The following is an 18,200-nucleotide window of genomic DNA, read 5'->3' on the forward strand; positions in this document are numbered from 1 at the left end:
AATCGCTTGACGGCTGTCAATACTTTTTTTATTCTTCCGGCAAATCCGCAGACCAGTACAGCATTGCGTAAATTTCGGTGAATTGTGTGCTTGATATGCAACGCTCTACTGGCTCTGCAGAAAATCCTCCAGCGCCCGAATCACCGAATAGCAGCCGTTACTCTCCTTATAAACGCCGTACACTTCCCATTTCAGCCGCTCCCGAAAAGGAATGGCCCTCATGTGGTCCATGCGGAAATGCTCTGCAGCAAAATCAGGCACCACAGCAAGCCCTGTCATCTGCCTGCACAGCTGGTACTGAAAGTTTGCATCTGCGGTTTTGGCAGCAATCAGCGGCTTAAAGCCCCTGACCTCGCAGGCCTCCAGAAAATCGTGGTACATATGAAAGTACTCGTTCATCAGGATCAGCTTTTCGCCGCGGACCATATCAATGGTGACCTCTTCCAGATCATAGAAGGGGTGGCCCTCGTAAACCAGAAGGCAGACTCTGCAGCCGGCCAGGCGCCTGTTTTTTACGCCGTCTTCCTTCCACGCTCCAACGACGAAACCGTATTCGATGGTGGAATCCTTCAGCCTCTCCTTCACCTCCTGATTCGAGTACTCACACCATTCCACGGAAATCTCAGGATTCTCATCGATAAATCTCTGAATCACCGGAAAAGAAAGTACATTAAATACTCCGCAGGCACAGCCAATGCGGAGCAGTCGTTTTTCATTTTTCAGCTGCTGGATACCGTTGCGGATTTCCTCAAATTCCCGAATCAGGATACCCGCCCTCTCATGGAGCAGTTCTGCGCTCTCCGTCGGTCTCACACCCTGTTTCGTCCGCTCAAAGAGAACCGTATCCAGCTCGCTCTCCAGCATTTTAATATTACGGCTCAGGCCCTGAGGCGTGATAAACAGCTTCTGTGCCGCCTGGTTGATGCCGCGTTCCTCATAGACCGCCTCAAAGCTTTTTAAATCCTTGACATTCATACCATTCTCCCGGAAGCCGCCTTCCCTATACCCCGTTACGGGCGCAGATATCCTTCAGGCAGCATTTTTCACAGAATGGCTTCGTTCTGGCTGTACAGACATCTCTGCCGTGGAATACGAGCCGGTGACAGAAATCACTGCCCTCCTCCGGCGGAATCAGCTTCCACAAAGCCATCTCCACCTTTTTCGGGTCCTTTAAATCCTCCACCAGCCCCATACGGTTTACCAGGCGGATACAGTGGGTATCTGTGACGATGGCCGGTTTGCCGAACACATCGCCCATAATCAGGTTCGCACTCTTTCTCCCCACTCCGGGAAGCTTTAAGAGTGCGTCGAAATCGTCGGGAACTCTGCCGTCATACTGTTCCTTTAAGATTTTCATGCATGCACTGATATCCCTTGCCTTGCTGTGCCCCAGGCCGCAGGGCTTCACGATCTTTTCGATGTCTTCCACTTCGGCCCCTGCCAGCGCCTCCACGTCCGGATACTCTGCATATAAATCCTGTACAACCACATTTACCCTGGCATCGGTACACTGGGCCGCCAGGCGCACGCTCACAAGGAGCTTCCAGGCCTCATCGTAATCCAGTGTACAACCAACGTCAGGGTATTCTTCTTTTAGGCGCCTGATGATTTCAAGCGCAAGCTTTTCTTTTGTCATAGCCGTCTCCTCCAGTTCTGTAATCATATTATCACTGATTGGGGAAGACGGCAAGTGGCAGTGCGGCGTTTACAGCATCTGGCTGAACTCCACCTTTTCCCGGTTCGGTCCCAGAATGGTGAAAAAGCGGACGCCATTGGCCCAGAAGGGCAGAAACTGAATCTCCTCGTCAAGCATGGGGTATCCCGCTTCTTTGATCTCAGCAAATACCGCTTCAATATCCGTCACATCGAGAGCCACGTGATCCACCGCTCCGTTCCTCTCCGCCGCCTGATGGTTCTCGTACGTCTCAATCACAAGACTTCCGCATTTCAAAAAAGCAACTCTCTCCCCAGCCGCTTCATTTACCGTCTCAAATGCCGTCTCAAACCCCAGTTCATGGTAAAATGCCGTCGTCTTCTCTATATCATTCGTCGGGATGCCAATATGCTGGAGTCCCGTTATGTACTGTGCTGCCATTTTATTTTCCTCTCCCCTGTATCATGATTCACAGCTCCAATTATTCTTCCACGTTACGATTCCGCCACATTGATAATCACCTTCATGGTGCTCTCCCGGTTCTCATCGATATACCGGTATGCCTCCAGATAGTCCCTGAATGCGAAATGTTTGGAGATCAGCGGCGCCAGCACCACTTTTTTCTCCTTTACCAGACGGATCGCATCGAGATAATCTTCATTGCGGTACATCATACTGGTATTCAAGTCCAGCTCATGGTCATTTAAGACAGCCAGATCAATCTGAGCGGTTCCCGCAAATACAGCCACCAGAATGATGGTGCTTCCCTTGCGCGCATATTGAATGGCCTGTCCCATCGTAATATTATTGCCTGCACAGTCGTAGATGACGTCAGCCTTATCCGGCCCGAAATTTTCCACCATGGCCTCGCCGAAATTTTTTGTCTTCGTATTGATGCAGAAATCCGCGCCGCATTCCTTCGCCTTTTCCAGCCTCAAATCACTGACATCCGTAATCATGACGCTCTCCGCACCCAGGCCCTTCGCCGTCTGGGCTACCAGGATTCCGATCGGTCCGGCTCCCAGGACCGCAATCTTCGCACCTTCCACATTTCCGGCACGCTTCACCGCGTGAACTGCCACCGCCAGAGGCTCAATCATGGCGCCCTCATCAAAGCTCATCTCCTCCGGAAGCGGCGTCACCTTGGCCGCGTCGACAGCGAAGTAATCGGACGCCACACCGGTTGTCTGAAATCCCATTACCTTCAGTTTTTCGCAGAGATTGTATTTGCCATGACGGCACGGATAACATGTTCCGCAGACCACCTGCGGCTGGATCGTCACCTTCTGTCCCACCTTCCATCCTTTTACGCCGCTCCCGAGCTTCTCGATCTCCCCCGATACTTCGTGTCCCTGGGTGACCGGATAGCTGGTAAACGGATGCTCGCCATGGTAGACATGGATGTCCGATCCGCATACGCCGATCTTTCTGATCTTAACCAGTACCTGATTCTCTTCCGGCTCCGGAACCGGCACCTCCCGAAACTCAATTTCCCCCGGAGCGGTCATTACCTGCTGCAGCATCATACATGTTCCCTCTTTCTACATTTTGATTTGTGGAATAGTTTTAAATACTTTTATATATCTTTTTATTAAAGTATCTATATTATTGCATAAACCGGGGAAATTGTCAATCCTGTAAGTCACCTTAACTCTGCTATTTGTTTATAAACATAATCCGGCTCGCGGGACAGAAAGCAGTCCAGACCCACTTCTTCTTTTGCGAGGATGCGGATATTCATAGTCTAAACGATTACTTACAGACGCATAAATCCCCTGTGCCATTACCATTTAGTAAAGTCACAGGGGATTTGATTTTCACTTATACAGGATTCGATACTCCGTCCTTTTTCAACAGCCTGTCCGTAAAATGAACATTGTTTCAATCAACGCTCGATAATTTCACAGAGTGCGACTACATCTTATAGATGCGCGGCCTGACTTCATGTCAGCGGGGGATACCGATTTCTCTCCGCCCACCACTGACATTAAGCTTGTTTTTGACGTTTCATCCCTCCACCTGTAGAGGTGAGGAAATTCTTGCTTGTTTTATTAAAGAACTGCACAAACGGCCCCAGTCCCAAAGCGGATACCAGCGTTCCCAGGCCGACAATTCCTCCTGCCGCGAAGCATACCACCGCACAGAACACGTCACAGGCCATACGGCACCAGAAGTAGGAGATCTTTTTCTGCTTTTTGCACATGATCAGCGCAAGACTGTCATACGGCGCCACGCCTACATCGGAGGTCTGGTATAAGGAGAGTCCGAAGCTGCAGACCACCACACCGACGAATACAGTCAATAACTTCTGCCACAGCACGGAAGGCATTCCCAGCGTCACCTCCCATATTCCAAAAAAGAAGGTAACGATGTATCCCAGAAGCAGCGCGTTCACTGCAGTGCCCAGGCCGATCAGTTCCCGGCCCATGGTGATCTCAGCAATAAAGATCACGAGATTCACCAGAATAAGGAAAAACGCATACTGAATGCCGGTGCAGTCCGACAGGGCCATTACCATGCCGCTGAAGGGATCGTTGCCCAGTCCTGAAAGTTTGAAAATGCTGATTCCCATTCCTGTAAAAACATTACCGATGATCATGATGACGGCCCGCCTGCGGTCCAGTTTCCTAAAATAATCTCTTATCATTTTATGAAGGGGTCCTTTCTCCTCAGTTTGCGCGTTTCGTGGCCGGCTGTTTATTCCTTCACCGCCAAAAACTGCGCTCCTGCCCCATCATACCATCCTTTTCCAGAACATGCCATAACAACCTTAAAAATTTATAGCGTTCTCATTCAACTTTTCTTCCAGCTGCAACTGTCATTTACACCATCTGCGGAGTCTCATCCTCCAGAATCTTAGAAAGCGCCGTCCCGCTGCTGGTATGGCAGCGGACCACGCGGGTGGCGCCGTCATCGATTCCGTCGAGGGCACACTTTACCATCTTATGGGAAACCGTATTGGTAAACAGAACCAGAAGGTCCGGACATCCAATCTTCTTATCCATGTTGGTGCTCATCTGGGTAAAGACCTTTGCCTTGCATTTGAATTCCCTGCATATCTTCTTGTACTGGCTCACCATTCGGTCGTGGCCGCCGATAATTACTACGCTCATTTATAATACCTCCAGATCTCTATCGTGCTGTCTGCAATTCACAGCCTGCCGGGTTTTACACCAATACTGTTTCCTCCGGCTCCTTGGTTTATATAGTTAGTTATAACTAACTATATTTTACCAGCTACTACAACATTTGTCCATAGCCGTTCTTGAGAACATTTATTAATAGATGGGAAATGGATGAAAAAAGAGCCACACCGTTTTTCGTGGTATGACTCTTTAAAACCGCTCCCTATTGTTTCTGTTCCAGTAAATTAGTCATGCTCTTCAGACTGACCATGAGCGTCGATGTATTATGAAGCAGCGCAGAGGTGGCCGGCGCCAGGATTCCGTTGACGCCCAGCAGGATCAGGCCCAAATTAAATCCGATCACAAACCGATAATTTCTGTTTACACGGACCATCAGCGCGTTGCTGATTCTCTTCAGCGTCACAAGCTGGTCCAGTGCATCCTCCGATATGGTAATATCCGCGATTTCCCTGGCGATCTCCGCCCCCTCGCTGATGGCGATTCCCACGTCGGCAGCGGATAAAGCGGGAGAATCGTTGATTCCGTCACCGACCATGATAACTTTTCTGCCCGCGGCTCTCTCTGCCTCCACGAAACTGGCCTTATCCTCCGGAAGTACTTCGGAGTAATACTCATCCACACCCACCTTCTGCGCGATGGACCTTGCAGTCCGGTCGCTGTCTCCCGTCATCATAACAATCTTGGAAAGTCCCAGCGCTCTCAACTGACTGACCACTGAGGCAGCCTCCTCCCGCAGGGGATCGATAATGCAGATCACCGCGGCCAGACGGCCTCCAATCGCCATATAGAGATGAGAATACTCCGGCGGAAGGCTCTCGTACTGCTCTCTTCCGTCTTCTGGAATGATGCTGCCCTCGTCCTCGAAGACAAAATGATGACTTCCAATAATAATCCGCTCTCCTCCGATATAAGAGGCTATTCCATGAGCTACAATATAGTCCACCTTCGAGTGCATTTCCTCATGAACCAATCCTCTCCGGACGGACTCCTGAATAACTGCGTTCGCCATGGAATGGGGAAAATGTTCCTCTAAACAGGCTGCAATCCGCAGCATCTCATCCTTGTCCCGCCCCTCAAAGGTCACAACGCCGGCCACCACCGGCCTGGCCTTCGTGAGAGTGCCGGTCTTATCGAATACGATGGTATCCGCCTCCGCCACAGACTCCAGATAGACGCCGCCCTTGACTGTAACCCGATAGCTTCCTGCCTCCCTCATGGCGGAAAGTACGGACAGCGGCATGGCCAGCTTCAGAGCACAGGAGAAGTCTACCATCAGGATCGAAATCGCCTTCGTCACATTCCGTGTGAGCAGCCAGGTAAGCACCGTGCCGCCCAGGCTCCAGGGAACCAGTGCGTCAGCCATGGCTGCCGCTTTTCCTTCCACATTAGATTTCAGCTTCTCGGAGTCCTCAATCATTTTGACGATCCGCTCGAATCTGGTGGATCCGGCCGCCTTCTTCACGCAGATGGTGATGCTTCCTTCCTCCACCGCGGTTCCCGCGTATACGTATGTATCCGGTTCCTTCTTCACCGGTATGGACTCGCCGGTCATGGAGGCCTGATTTACCATGGCTTCCCCGGTCACAACAACTCCGTCCAGCGGAATCACGCTGCCCACATGTACTGTCACGAGGTCGCCCTCGCGGATTCTGGAGACCGGAACCAGAACCTCTGTGCCGTCCACATTCTGCCATACCTTCTCAATGTTCAGGGACATGCTTCTCGCCAGATCTCCCACCGATTTCTTATGGGTCCATTCCTCCAAAAGCTCCCCGATCCCCAGCAGGAACATCACAGAACCAGCCGTATTGAAATCCAGTCTTGCGATCGACACCGTGATTGCGGTGGCATCCAGAACCTCAACCGTCAGCTTTCCCTTCAGAAGATACCGGAGGCCCTTAATGATATAGCCAGCAGACTTCACCGCTGTATACACAGCCCGAAACGGCACAGGCAGAAATACCTTTGTAAACGCCCTCACAACAACCCGCTGAATCAGTTTTTCCTTGTATTCCCGGTTCAGCGCCCGGCCGCTGTCCTTCGGGACCAGCTCACAGAGTGACTCGTCCTGAAAGGAAAAGCGCCTGATTTCCTCGATGATAACTGGCCGAAGGCCGCCTTCATACAGGATAGCTGCATCCGCGGTCCTCTCATAGACCTTCACCTCCTTCACTCCCGGAATCAGGCTCATGGCACAGCAAAACATATCTGCCTCTCTCAGTGTCAGCTCACGCCGGTCGAGATGGATCCGAAGCCGTCCTTTTATCTCGTGTTTCACTATAAATCTCATGTCTTTGTCTCCTGTCCTATGTTTCTCCAGCTCTTCAAAAAGGAACGCCTGAGGAAAATTCCATCAGGCGGTGTCTTCTTTTACTCTGCTGCTGTCTATTCTGCTGCTGTCTATTCCACTTCTTCCGCGGTCTCTGAAACCATCTCTTCGCTCTCGTCTTCAAAGGCTTCATCCGCTCTCTGGCGGTTGATCTCCTTCGCCTCAGCCAGAATATCGTCTGCGTTCTCCTGGATCGAAGTGGCAGTTGTCATCACGCAGTCCTTCGCGCGCAGTCCGGCGGCCAGACAGTTGACGTAAAACTTCTTCGCATCTTTACTTGCCAGAATTTTAACACCCGCTGTACCGAATAAAACACCTCCTGCAAAGATTCCTATCTTTTTCATTTTGAAGCAGTCCAACATTTCTTTATCCTCCTGTTTTTCTTATCTATGCTTGTAACCCGTGTAAAAAACCATCGCCAGGCAGAAAAGCATTGCCCAGGCCCAAAACCTGTGTTTTTTCATCTTCAGTCACTCCTTTTATAAACGTTTTACTAGAAATTTACCCGGTTAGTCAACGCCAACAGGCCTTATTGAGAAATCGAGTCATTTACCGTCGTAATCCGATAAACAGTGTATCCTGCGTCCTTGACAGTATCCTTTAACACGGTGTCGCTGAACTCCTGTTTCATGCGGACATCCGCCTCCGCCTCCATTAAGTTCACGCGGGCATAGACGCCCTCCAGAGAATTTAATGCATTCTCCACCCGGATGGCGCAGTTGCCGCAGGACATCCCGTCCACCTTTAAAACCCGGCGGTGCGGATAGTGGGTAAGGTCCTTATCACTTACCTTTATTTTCTTCACCGCAGCCTCGCCCGAACCTCCGCAGCAGCCGGTGGTCAGCCTCTTTCTGTAGCTTCTTATCGCCAGAACCCCTGCCATAATAAGGGCCAGGCATATAATCGCTGTTGCCATATGTGCTCCTTCCTTTCTTCCAATTTCTTCTATTAGTTGTAACTAACTATAGATTAGTACCTGCTAACTGAATTGTCAATAATTTTTTTTTATATTCTTATTTTGACCTTTTTCCCCGGCTATGATAAACTATTTGTATCACGCATTCTGATACTTTAACCGCAGGGAGGTAAACGAACATTGAAGATGAACGAATCATCCGAAAACTATCTTGAAACCATACTGATTCTTAGCAATAGAAAGCCGCACGTCCGTTCCATCGATATCGCCAATGAACTGGATTTCTCCAAGCCGAGTGTCAGCGTCGCCATGCGCAACCTCCGCGAAAATGGTTATATTCTGGTGGATCAGGATGGCTATATCACCCTGACAGATTCCGGGAAACAGGTTGCTGAGACCATGTATGAGCGCCATACGATGCTTTCCAACTGGCTGATGTATTTAGGAGTCGATGAAAAAACCGCGGCGGAAGACGCCTGCCGGATCGAGCATGTGGTGAGCGCAAAAAGCTTTCAGGCTATCAAGGATCACGTGACAAAAGGAAATGAATTGTTGGAAAAATAGGAAAACAGGCGGTCCGGGGAGAAACCTTTTCTCTGCAGACCGCCTGTTTTTCTGTTTTTGTTTTGCTTTTGCTTTTTACATAGTTTGTATTCTGTTCCGTTTCCTGTTAAAGCCGGCTCACACCTGAATCCGCCTTGCCACATCCTCACCAATCGCAAGGCGTACGTTATCCCGTCCGATGATGATTCCGTCTTTTCCCTGCTGGAAAACACGGATATCGCTTCCCTCTCTGATCCCGTATTCATTTAAAAAATCCAGAATCCGGGGAGCGCCGAACATCCATTTGATCGTATAGTCGTCTCCCGCCTTTGCCTGTGCCAGTGACTGCATAGCTGCACCCCCATTTCCACATCACGCGCTGCGTGTTTTCGTTCTATGCGCTTTGAAACTATCCGCCTCTTCTTACTCCCAGTGTAACCATTTTTGCGCCGGTTAGTCAATGGCAATGAGGGTTAGGTACTTTTAATCTTTTTGTATTTGACGGGAAAGTCCGTCGATGCTCCAGCCAGCCGCTTTTTCGCGTATATTTACGTAATCTCTGTAGATTCCCTTCTCCTTCATCAGTGCTTCGTGATTTCCTCTCTGTACCACACGGCCATCGTCGATCACCAGAATCTGACCGGCAGCTCTGATGGTATTTAACCGGTGGGCGATCACCAGCAGCGTCTTCCCTTTTACCAGCTCTGAAATCGCCTCCTGGATGAATCGTTCATTATCGGCATCCACGCTTGCGGTCGCCTCATCGAGAATCACCACAGGAGCGTCCTTTAAGATACAGCGCGCAATGGAAATCCGCTGTTTTTCTCCTCCGGAAAGGCTTGCGCCGCCCTCGCCGATCACGGTGTCAAAGCCCTCCGGAAGCGCCGTGATAAAATCATAGCATCTGGCCTTCCTCGCCGCCTCATACACTTCTTCTTTCAACGCCTCCGTCTTTCCCATGCTGATATTCTGGTAAATTGTATCCTGAAAGAGATATACCCTCTGGAATACCATGCTGATATGATCCATCAACTCCGCCAGCGGCACGTCACGGATATCTTCTCCTCTCATCCGGACGCATCCGGATTTCACATCCCAAAAACGGGCCAGAAGGTTGGCTGCCGTCGATTTTCCACCGCCGCTGGGTCCAACCAGGGCCGTCATTGTATTTGGCTGTATTTTAAAAGTGACGTCCTTTAATACCTCCTTCTCGTGATAGGCAAAGGTAACGTGATCGAACTCTATCTCCGCCTTGTGATTCCGCTCCGGAATGTGCTTTTTTCCCTGATCCGGCAGTTCTTTCTCCGCGCAGACATCCTCAATCCGGTCGAGACAGCTGTTCATGACCGTGAGCCGCGTCGCCTCGCCGTACAGCGCCTTCAGCGGGCCAAATAAATCAAACACAAACAGGAGCAGCCCCATAAGATACGGAATGGTCAGGGAACCGGTCTGCTGCAGGTAGACGGAAACGCCGAACAACAGCGCCATACCGCAGGCATAAATCAGGTTTAATCCCCTCTGCCACGGCGTCATTGCTTCCTCAAAGCCCAGCGATTTGTCTCTCGACAACTTAAAATTGTTGGAAAGCTCTGCGGATTTCTCTCCCAACAAATTATAGCTTTTGATGATGGCTATCCCCTCCGTAAAGGAAAGTACGGCATCCGTAAGCTTCTCGCTCTGTTCCTGTCTGCCGACGGCCTCCTTCATGGAGATCCGGTTCATTTTCCCGGCTGTAATCATCGCGGTTACGGTAACGAGCAGGCCGATGATCCCCAGCCGCACATCGAGGAAGAAAAGAACTACTGCCATAAGAGCTGCAGAAAAGGCGTAGCTCATCATATTAGCAATAGAGCTCATGGCGATCTCTTCCACAAAGATCATGTCCGTGGTCAAAACCGAGCTGATCTTTCCGATATTTCCCGCCGTAAAGTACCCCATAGGCAGCTTTCGCAAATGAGCGCCCAAATCCCTCCGCTGCTCCGCGAACATCATATACCCGGCGCCGCTTTGCAGCCGGTCGCTCATCAGCTGAAAAAACGCTTCCAGAAGCACGGACACACAGAGCACGACAGCGGCGGTCACACAGTCTTCGGCCGTAATGGCACCGGTATAAAACCGGGACAGCATGAAAAAGGCCACGCATAGAGGCATTTTCGACAGAATTGCCTTTAGAACGGAAAACAGAAAGGCAGTCTCAATTCTGCCCCTGTATTTTCCCGACAGATTTAAAATTCTCTGAAATAATTGAACCATTACCGTTCCTCCTTTCCGCCCGATACACGCCACTCTGCGCTCTCCATGGAAGCATTCCAGAGTTTCCGGTACTCTTCACTGTTTTTTAAAAGCTCGTCATGGGTTCCCCTGGCTGCAATTCTGCCTTCCGCCATCACGCAGATCTGGTCGGCATTTTTCACAGAGGATAAACGGTGGGCGATGACCAGAAGTGTCTTTCCCTTTACCACCTCGGAGATGGCGGCTTCCATCTTCTCCTCATTTTCCGGATCCGTAAATGCAGTCGCCTCATCGAGAACTACTACGGGAGCGTTCTTTAAAATAGCTCTGGCCAGCGCAATTCTCTGCCTCTGGCCTCCCGACAGCTGTTTTCCTCCGTCTCCGGCCATCGTGCGGATTCCATCGGGAAGTTTTTCGATAAATTCCATGCACTGGGCTTTCGCCGCAGCTTCGAGCACCTCTTCGTCGGTGGCAGTAAGGCGGCCGATCCTGATATTTTCAAGCAGAGAGGTATTGAATAAATACTGTTCCTGGGCCACGTAAGAGATTCTGGCGTTCAAGGCTTCCAGGCTCATCCCACAGATATCCTGGCCGCCAATGGTGATGTTTCCTTCCTCAACATCGTAATAGTGAACCAGCAGCTTTGCCAGTGTGCTCTTACCCGAACCGGATTCCCCCACAAGGGCCGTCTTCTGGCCTTCCCTCACCATCAGGCTGACGCCGCTGACCACGGATTTCTCCTCGTAACCGAAGGTTACGCGGTCGAACACCACGGTATTGTCCTTGCCGTGCCAGCCATCGGCGGTCTGTTTCAGAGGCTCTGCACCCAGCATCTGCTCCAGTGCATTCAGCTTATAATTGATCTGCGGCAGCGAGGGCAGGAAGCTCAGGGCCCTGAGGAGTGGAATTCCCAGGCTTAGGGACAGGCACATCACCAAAATGAAATCCGGCAGGGAGGAATATCCTTTCAGCACAAACCAGGAACCCAGAGGCAGCGTCACAATCAGCGTGCACGGCAGAATACTGTTATAGGCCGCCATCCACGGCCAGCAGGCCTTATACCAGTCGAGCGTCAGATCCCGGTAGGCCAGCACATCTCTCTGGAACCGTTCATAGGATTCGCCATCCCTGTTGAACACCTTCACCACCTCCATGCCGTTTATGTACTCGATAATGGTGTTGTTCATGACCTTGCCGGCCTCATAGTAACTCACCATCCCGTTCTGGCCGATACGGTACATGACCATCATGGCCAGGAGGCCTGCTGGCAGAGAGGCGAGAGACATAAGCGCCAGCTTCCAGTCCACAAAGAACAGAGCTGTGTAAACCACGACCGGAATCACCGTGTTGGCAAAGCCCTCTGGCAGCGCGTGGGCCAGAAGCAGCTCCATGCTCTCTACATCATCTACAAACAGACGTTTGATACTCCCCGTCCCTTTCTCCTGAATCACCCCCAGCGGCAGCTTCTCCATCCGGTTCTGAAGAGAAATACGGATTCTCATGAGGATGTTGTAGGCGGCTTCATGGGACAGGGAGAGCCCCTTCACATACAGGCAGGCGTGCAGCACCAGACACACCAGCACACCGGCTATCCGGACCGCCGCATACGACAAGTCCATGGGTTCTCCCTCAATCAGCGGCGCGATGATCTGGCAGGCAAAGATAAACGGGAGGACACTCATGAACACTCCCAGCAGGATGACCGCAGAAGCCAAAAAGGTCGTCTTTTTGTAGGGTCCTGCGTACTCTAAAATCTTTTGAAACATATCCGATACCACTCCTTTCAACAGTAACTCCTGTCATGCCGGACTCTCCGGTATGAAAAAAGCACGTCAAGTTAGTTTTGTCTAACTTGACGTGTTATATTTTACGGCGATAACCGAAGCATTTCTACCAAAAAACGGTATATTTCTAACAGTTTTTCATTTTCCGGCATACTCCTTGGGGAGCACGCCGTATTTCTTTTTAAAGGAGGCGGAAAAATGGCTCATGTTGGAGTATCCGGACAGCGCGGCCGCCTGGCTTACATTCTTCTGTTCGGTCAGCAGAAGCGCCGCGTGTTCCAGTCTCCGCTCGATCAGATAGGAGTGTATGGTGTTTCCGGTTACTTCCGAAAACAACCGGGCCAGCCTGGAGACACTTACCCCTACCGCCCTTGCCAGCTGTTCGCAGTCCGGTGCATCGGTAAGGTGCCGGTCCAGAATCCGCTTTGCCTCCCTCACTGCTTCCTGATCGGTTCGGGTAATCCCACACAGTCTCTTTTGGGCCTTTCGGCATGTGAGAAGTTCCTTAAAGGAGGCGGCGAGCAGTTCCAGAAGCTTTCCTTCCAGATAGAGGCAGCCAATCCCGTCCTCATACCGCCCGGACTGTTCCAGTTCAGCCAGTATCCGGCAGATTCCGGGCGTGATCTCAATGCTCTCCACCGCAGAGCTGAACCGCTCCGCCGATATCTCTTCCCTGCCTTCAAAATACGCGTTCTGAAGCCTGCGGTAAACCTGTACCGGAATCTGCACGCTTTTAAACACGAAATCGCATTTTCCCGGATAGTATCCCCATGTGGTCCTGTCTCCGTTCCGATAGATATAGGCATTTCCTTTTTCCATGGAAACAGGTCTGGGGATCCCCTCGATCTCCCAGACCATACCCTGATTCATGCAGAATACAAACTGCACCTCATCTCTGTTGTTCTCTCCCCGCCTGTATACATGGACATCCCTCTGGTAATTCATGCGCCAGTCCAGAAGGTCGATTCCCTGTCTCGTATTTTTCCGGCAAATGGAAAACCGTCCGATTTCCTCCGGCGCATTTCTCAAAACCTCGTAGACCTGCTCCGATGGCATCTGTTCAAAAAGATCGTTAAAATATCGGCTTGCATCCTGCACCTTGTATTCCTCCTTTTAGCGGGCCTTCCTTTGCCGGCTTTTCTTCTCTCCTATGCCAGCGCCTTTCCCATCTCCTCGCAGGCGCTTTCCGCCTCCGCGTCCGGAGCGTCATTGCAGATCACGCAGTCGCAGGCCAGTACAGCGCCATCCTCCCGGCAGGTCTCCTCCCAGGTTCTCATCCACTCGCCGTCTCCCCATCCGCAGGAGCCGAAGAGCGCAATCTTCTTCCCTCTCAGCTTCGCCTTGCAGCTCAGGAACATCGGCTCAAATTCGTCCTCCTCCAGCTGCTCACTTCCCATGGACGGGCAGCCGAATGCAACCGAATCAAATTCATCCATTTTGTCCGCCCCGAATTCCGCAGCCGTAAACAGCGAGACCTCCGCTCCTGCCGCCTGCGCGCCTTCCACCACTTTTGCCGCCATAGCCTCCGTATTGCCTGTTCCGCTCCAATACACTACTGCTGTTTTGCTCATGTTTTAATCCTCTCTTCCTTTCTTTTTTTACCAACCACAGTATTTTTGCTCCAGGGCCGGACCGAACACCGGCACAAGGGCAGAAACGCCTTTATCTCGTATGAATTTTGCAGGTTAGTTTCAGCTAACTCAGAATAGTATAGCATTGGGATTCCGTAAATACAAGTACCGCTATTTAACAATGTTTCTCACTATCTGAAGGAAAAGACCGGGAGGCAAGGGCAGGCAGGGGGCATGAACAGTTCCCCCCTGCGACGGCAGACAGCCTTAAGAATATCAATTGTCATGTACTTTTCTGTAATATTATGGTATTATTTTCTATATTTTCACTGTTTTTTCTCTTACCAAAACAAGGTAATAAAAAGCAAAAATACACTCAGGAAGGTTTTATCACATGTTAAATACAATTGAATCCATCAACAATGCCGTAAACAATTTTATCTGGGGAGTCCCCGCCATGATCTGCATCATCGGAGTGGGGCTCTATCTGAGTATCCGCACCAATTTTCTGCAGATCCGCAAATTCTCCTATGCGATCCGGGTTACCCTTGGCCGGATGTTCCGTAAACGGGACGCATCCGACGGTACCATGACGCCGTTTCAGGCGGTCTGTACCGCTCTGGCTGCCACGGTAGGCACCGGCAACATCGCCGGAGTAGCCGGTGCCATCGCCATCGGAGGGCCCGGTTCCGTCTTCTGGATGTGGATCTCCGCAATTCTGGGGATGTGTACAAAATTCTCTGAGGTAACTCTGGCCGTGCACTTCCGCGAAGTAAATGAGAAAGGCGACCTGGTTGGCGGCCCCATGTACTACATAAAGAACGGTCTTGGGAAAAACTGGCGCTGGCTGGCCACTCTGTTTTCGGTCTTCGGAGTTCTCACCGTATTCGGAACCGGTAATGCCACTCAGGTAAATACCATCACAGCCGCCATCAATTCCGCACTGATGAATTATCATTTGATCAATGCACGCTCTGCCCGCACCACCAGCCTTATCATCGGAATCATTCTAGCGGCTTTGGTAGCCCTGGTTCTTCTCGGAGGCATCAAACGAATCGGAAGCGTGACGGAGAAGCTGGTTCCCTTTATGGCGCTGTTTTATATCGTGCTCGCTGCCGGAGTAGTTCTGCTTAACATTAACCGGGTTCCCGCTGTATTCTCCTCTATCGTATACGGCGCCTTTAATCCGGCGGCTGTCACCGGCGGAGTGGTCGGAACCTTCTTTATGAGTATGAAAAAAGGCGTCTCCCGGGGCATCTTCTCCAACGAGGCCGGCCTTGGTACAGGTTCCATCGCCCATGCATGCGCAGACACGAAAAAGCCGGTCAAACAGGGCTTTTTCGGTATTTTTGAAGTATTCGCCGACACCATCGTCATCTGCACGCTGACCGCATTTGTCATCCTGTGCAGCGGCGTTCCGGTTCCTTACGGGGAAGCGGCTGGCGCAGAACTGACCATTCTCGGATTCACCTCCACCTACGGCAGCTGGGTTTCCATTTTTACAGCCGCTGCCATGTGCTGTTTCGCATTTTCTACCATCATCGGCTGGGGATTATACGGTGCACGGTGCATCGAGTTTCTGTTTTCCTCACGCATTATCAAAGCCTTCATGATCGTCTACTCTCTGGTCGCAGTCCTGGGCGCCACCATGGATTTAGGGATGCTCTGGAGCATCGCCGAAACTTTTAACGGCCTGATGGCAATTCCAAACTTAATTGCGGTTTTCCTGCTGTCAGGTACTGTGGTAAAACTGGTCAGGGAATATTTTGACGGGGAAGGGAAAGGATAAACAGAGATTTAAAAGAATATTGAATTGATTCTTGACATACCTCGATTTTCTATGTATCATAATATTATTATGTATACATAGGAACTCGAGGTATTTATTTTAACTGATGTCTTCTGCAGAACATCTTTTAGAAAACAGTTTAAAACGGAGGCGCTATGGACAAAAACTATATGGCAGTAGGCTCTTCCATGCTGATATTAAAGCTTTTGGAACAGCAGGACATGTATGGCTATCAGATTATTAAGGAACTGGAAAAAAGAAGTGAACGTGTTTTTACTTTGAAGGAAGGAACGCTTTACCCTCTGCTGCACGCGCTTGAGCAGGAGGGCGCGGTCATCTGCGAACAGAGAACTGCGGAAAATGGCCGCGGCCGGAAATATTACATCATAACCGACAATGGCCGCAGGCTTTTAAACGAGAAACTGAAAGAATGGGATTCCTTTCAGACAGCAGTAAATCAGGTGATCGGAGGTGTTCTGTTTGGATAAACCCTCCCATAAGAATTTCGATCAGCAAAGGAATTATGAGGAAGCCTTCTTAGACGATGTAGCGGAACAGATTGCCTATAAACCGCTGAGACCGGCAGTGGTAAGGGAATTGAAAGACCATATCGAAGACAGAACGGAAGAATATCTGTCAGAGGGAATGACCGTAGAAGACGCGGTCAAAAAGGCAGTGGACGCCATGGGCGACGGCGTTGCCATCGGCACCGGGATCAATGCGGTCCGCCGCGTCCAGTCAAACCGTCTTCTGATCCTTCTGACCGCACTGCTCCTCTTCACCGGACTCGCCGCAGAAAGCTGGACGGCCATGATACCGGAACTGTCCCTTCGGGGGATTCGTTTCTATCTGACGGGCACAATCCTCCTGGTATTCGCAGTGTTGAAAGGATATCCGCTCCTTATCCGTTACCAGAAACGACTGCTTATTCTGGCCGCAGCTGTATTTTCTGTGGAAGCCGTACTTCTGCAGATGATACACTTTGATCTGATACCTGATATCGTCTGGAACACGGCATACATCATACCTTGGCATATGATTGATTACTATACGCTCCTGCTGTCCGGCCCCGTTTTCGTCATTTTTCTCTACCGGATACGAAAGCAGGAAAATCAAGCCATGACTGCCGCTTTTCTTCTCACTGCGGGGGCAGTCCTTATCCATTACTTTACATACAAAAGCTTTACTCTGGCTGAGATAGTCATCTTTCTGTTTTCCATGATCGGGAGTATAACATACATGGTCTGCCGGGGGATTTTCGCCGGAAATAAAAGAAAACTTCTGCTTCGCACAGCCGTCGGGAGCGTGGTTCTCCTTCTGGTTTATGGAATGCTTCCCGGCCAGTCCCGGTATTTTCAGGCATTTGTAAACCCGGAGGCAAATGCCCGCGATACTTCAGACGATTCCTATAACGGTGTTCTGATTCGGAATCTTCTGTCCAAATCACCGGCTGCCGGCAGTCTCTCACTCACTCCGGAGGAACTGATGGAATACGGAACCGGCGAGTGGTATTTCACCTATGGAGATGCCAAAGAAGCAGCGGCAGAAGGAAAAAAGCCGTTTTCCGAACATCACTGGATCACCTTTCCCTACGATAAGTCCGAAGTCACTTTATGGAATATACTGCCTCAGCATTACGCCAATAACTATCTTCTGGCCGTATCCATCCTGCAGTTCGGCTGGCTTGCCGGCATGCTGCTGCTTGCAGTCATAGCCGTCTTTTATGTGATCCTCTTCTCCTGCATCCTGCGGATACGCGGGGCGCTCGCCGGGGCGGTGTCCTTTCACTGCGGGCTTTGCCTGCTGTTTCAGAGCGTACTCTATATTCTGGGAAACTTCGGTTTCCAATACGGAAGCTTTCCCAATCTTCCAATGGTTTCGGAGGGCCGGTTCAGCATCCTTGTCAATATGCTTCTGCTCGGATTTATCCTTTCAGCCTGCCGATATGACCGGGTCATCGATGCACCTGCTGCAGACAGAAAAACAGCCTTCTTTTAAAGGCTTCCCACACGGAAGCCGGATATGGTTTAGCAGCGGGTAATCGAGTAGGAGGGAGTGATTAACTCCCGTCCTCTCACACCACCGTGCATACCGTTCGGTACACGGCGTTTTCAACGGTTGACGTGCACGGACTGATAGGCTGTGGCTAAATCATAATAGCCTCTGTTTATCAGTCTTTCTTTTGTCATTGCCATATTTACCGCTACCGTTTGTGTGGTAAACCAATAGCCTCTTC

18 protein-coding genes are annotated in these 18,200 nt (G+C 50.7%); 4 read left to right on the forward strand and 14 right to left on the reverse strand.

Annotated elements, in window-relative coordinates:
• Positions 1 to 105: 105 nt before the first annotated feature.
• The 9 genes from NE473_RS26350 to NE473_RS26390 all read right to left on the reverse strand — a co-directional run bounded on the left by NE473_RS26350 (position 106) and on the right by NE473_RS26390 (position 8,045).
• The gene (locus tag NE473_RS26350) at positions 106 to 975 is read right to left on the reverse strand and encodes a LysR family transcriptional regulator (protein ID WP_055651016.1); all 870 of its coding nucleotides are present in this window, start codon (positions 973 to 975) and stop codon (positions 106 to 108) included.
• 25 nt (positions 976 to 1,000) lie between these two features.
• Complete coding sequence (locus tag NE473_RS26355; RefSeq protein WP_022030306.1) at positions 1,001 to 1,636, reverse strand: endonuclease III domain-containing protein; 636 nt, start codon at positions 1,634 to 1,636, stop codon at positions 1,001 to 1,003.
• Positions 1,637 to 1,705: 69 nt separating this feature from the next.
• Positions 1,706 to 2,095, reverse strand: coding sequence for a VOC family protein (locus NE473_RS26360; protein ID WP_055651018.1), 390 nt, complete (start codon positions 2,093 to 2,095; stop codon positions 1,706 to 1,708).
• A gap of 53 nt (positions 2,096 to 2,148) precedes the next feature.
• Positions 2,149 to 3,177 (reverse strand): zinc-dependent alcohol dehydrogenase, encoded by a 1,029-nt coding sequence (locus tag NE473_RS26365; RefSeq protein WP_055651038.1) that lies wholly within the window; start codon positions 3,175 to 3,177, stop codon positions 2,149 to 2,151.
• Between the two features lie 464 nt (positions 3,178 to 3,641).
• A complete protein-coding gene (locus NE473_RS26370; RefSeq protein WP_055651019.1) occupies positions 3,642 to 4,301 on the reverse strand; it encodes a YczE/YyaS/YitT family protein in 660 nt (219 codons plus the stop codon).
• Positions 4,302 to 4,476: 175 nt separating this feature from the next.
• Positions 4,477 to 4,767, reverse strand: coding sequence for a DUF2325 domain-containing protein (locus tag NE473_RS26375; protein ID WP_006775334.1), 291 nt, complete (start codon positions 4,765 to 4,767; stop codon positions 4,477 to 4,479).
• A 235-nt stretch (positions 4,768 to 5,002) separates the two neighbouring features.
• On the reverse strand, positions 5,003 to 7,090 hold the full coding sequence (locus NE473_RS26380) for a heavy metal translocating P-type ATPase (RefSeq protein ID WP_055651020.1): 2,088 nt from the start codon (positions 7,088 to 7,090) through the stop codon (positions 5,003 to 5,005).
• A gap of 110 nt (positions 7,091 to 7,200) precedes the next feature.
• Positions 7,201 to 7,491, reverse strand: a complete 291-nt coding sequence (locus tag NE473_RS26385; RefSeq protein ID WP_055651021.1) for a DUF6110 family protein — start codon at positions 7,489 to 7,491, stop codon at positions 7,201 to 7,203.
• Positions 7,492 to 7,658: 167 nt separating this feature from the next.
• Complete coding sequence (locus NE473_RS26390) at positions 7,659 to 8,045, reverse strand: heavy-metal-associated domain-containing protein (protein ID WP_055651022.1); 387 nt, start codon at positions 8,043 to 8,045, stop codon at positions 7,659 to 7,661.
• Positions 8,046 to 8,225: 180 nt separating this feature from the next.
• On the opposite strand from NE473_RS26390, the gene NE473_RS26395 reads away from it, so the two are divergent.
• Complete coding sequence (locus NE473_RS26395) at positions 8,226 to 8,609, forward strand: metal-dependent transcriptional regulator (protein ID WP_025529833.1); 384 nt, start codon at positions 8,226 to 8,228, stop codon at positions 8,607 to 8,609.
• Positions 8,610 to 8,726: 117 nt separating this feature from the next.
• Here the strand turns inward: NE473_RS26395 and NE473_RS26400 are convergent, their stop codons facing one another.
• From NE473_RS26400 to NE473_RS26420, 5 genes are all read right to left on the reverse strand, one after another.
• Positions 8,727 to 8,939, reverse strand: coding sequence for a FeoA family protein (locus tag NE473_RS26400; RefSeq protein WP_055651023.1), 213 nt, complete (start codon positions 8,937 to 8,939; stop codon positions 8,727 to 8,729).
• A gap of 132 nt (positions 8,940 to 9,071) precedes the next feature.
• Positions 9,072 to 10,841, reverse strand: a complete 1,770-nt coding sequence (locus tag NE473_RS26405; RefSeq protein WP_055651024.1) for an ABC transporter ATP-binding protein — start codon at positions 10,839 to 10,841, stop codon at positions 9,072 to 9,074.
• On the reverse strand, positions 10,841 to 12,586 hold the full coding sequence (locus NE473_RS26410; RefSeq protein WP_055651025.1) for an ABC transporter ATP-binding protein: 1,746 nt from the start codon (positions 12,584 to 12,586) through the stop codon (positions 10,841 to 10,843). The genes NE473_RS26405 and NE473_RS26410 overlap by 1 nt, the downstream gene beginning before the upstream one ends.
• A 156-nt stretch (positions 12,587 to 12,742) precedes the next feature.
• Complete coding sequence (locus NE473_RS26415; RefSeq protein ID WP_006775342.1) at positions 12,743 to 13,702, reverse strand: helix-turn-helix transcriptional regulator; 960 nt, start codon at positions 13,700 to 13,702, stop codon at positions 12,743 to 12,745.
• 50 nt (positions 13,703 to 13,752) lie between these two features.
• Positions 13,753 to 14,175 (reverse strand): flavodoxin, encoded by a 423-nt coding sequence (locus NE473_RS26420; RefSeq protein ID WP_006775343.1) that lies wholly within the window; start codon positions 14,173 to 14,175, stop codon positions 13,753 to 13,755.
• 394 nt (positions 14,176 to 14,569) lie between these two features.
• Here NE473_RS26420 and NE473_RS26425 point away from each other — a divergent pair, with 394 nt between their 5' ends.
• The 3 genes from NE473_RS26425 to NE473_RS26435 all read left to right on the forward strand — a co-directional run bounded on the left by NE473_RS26425 (position 14,570) and on the right by NE473_RS26435 (position 17,962).
• Positions 14,570 to 15,964 carry an alanine/glycine:cation symporter family protein gene (locus tag NE473_RS26425; RefSeq protein ID WP_055651026.1) on the forward strand — a complete coding sequence of 465 codons (1,395 nt, stop codon included), beginning with the start codon at positions 14,570 to 14,572 and terminating at the stop codon, positions 15,962 to 15,964.
• A 155-nt stretch (positions 15,965 to 16,119) separates the two neighbouring features.
• Positions 16,120 to 16,452, forward strand: a complete 333-nt coding sequence (locus NE473_RS26430; RefSeq protein ID WP_006776772.1) for a PadR family transcriptional regulator — start codon at positions 16,120 to 16,122, stop codon at positions 16,450 to 16,452.
• The gene (locus NE473_RS26435) at positions 16,436 to 17,962 is read left to right on the forward strand and encodes a permease prefix domain 1-containing protein (protein WP_242866188.1); all 1,527 of its coding nucleotides are present in this window, start codon (positions 16,436 to 16,438) and stop codon (positions 17,960 to 17,962) included. The genes NE473_RS26430 and NE473_RS26435 overlap by 17 nt, the downstream gene beginning before the upstream one ends.
• Positions 17,963 to 18,200: the final 238 nt, after the last annotated feature.

Source organism: Hungatella sp. SL.1.14 (genome assembly GCF_024460495.1).
Taxonomy (GTDB): domain Bacteria; phylum Bacillota; class Clostridia; order Lachnospirales; family Lachnospiraceae; genus Hungatella; species Hungatella hathewayi.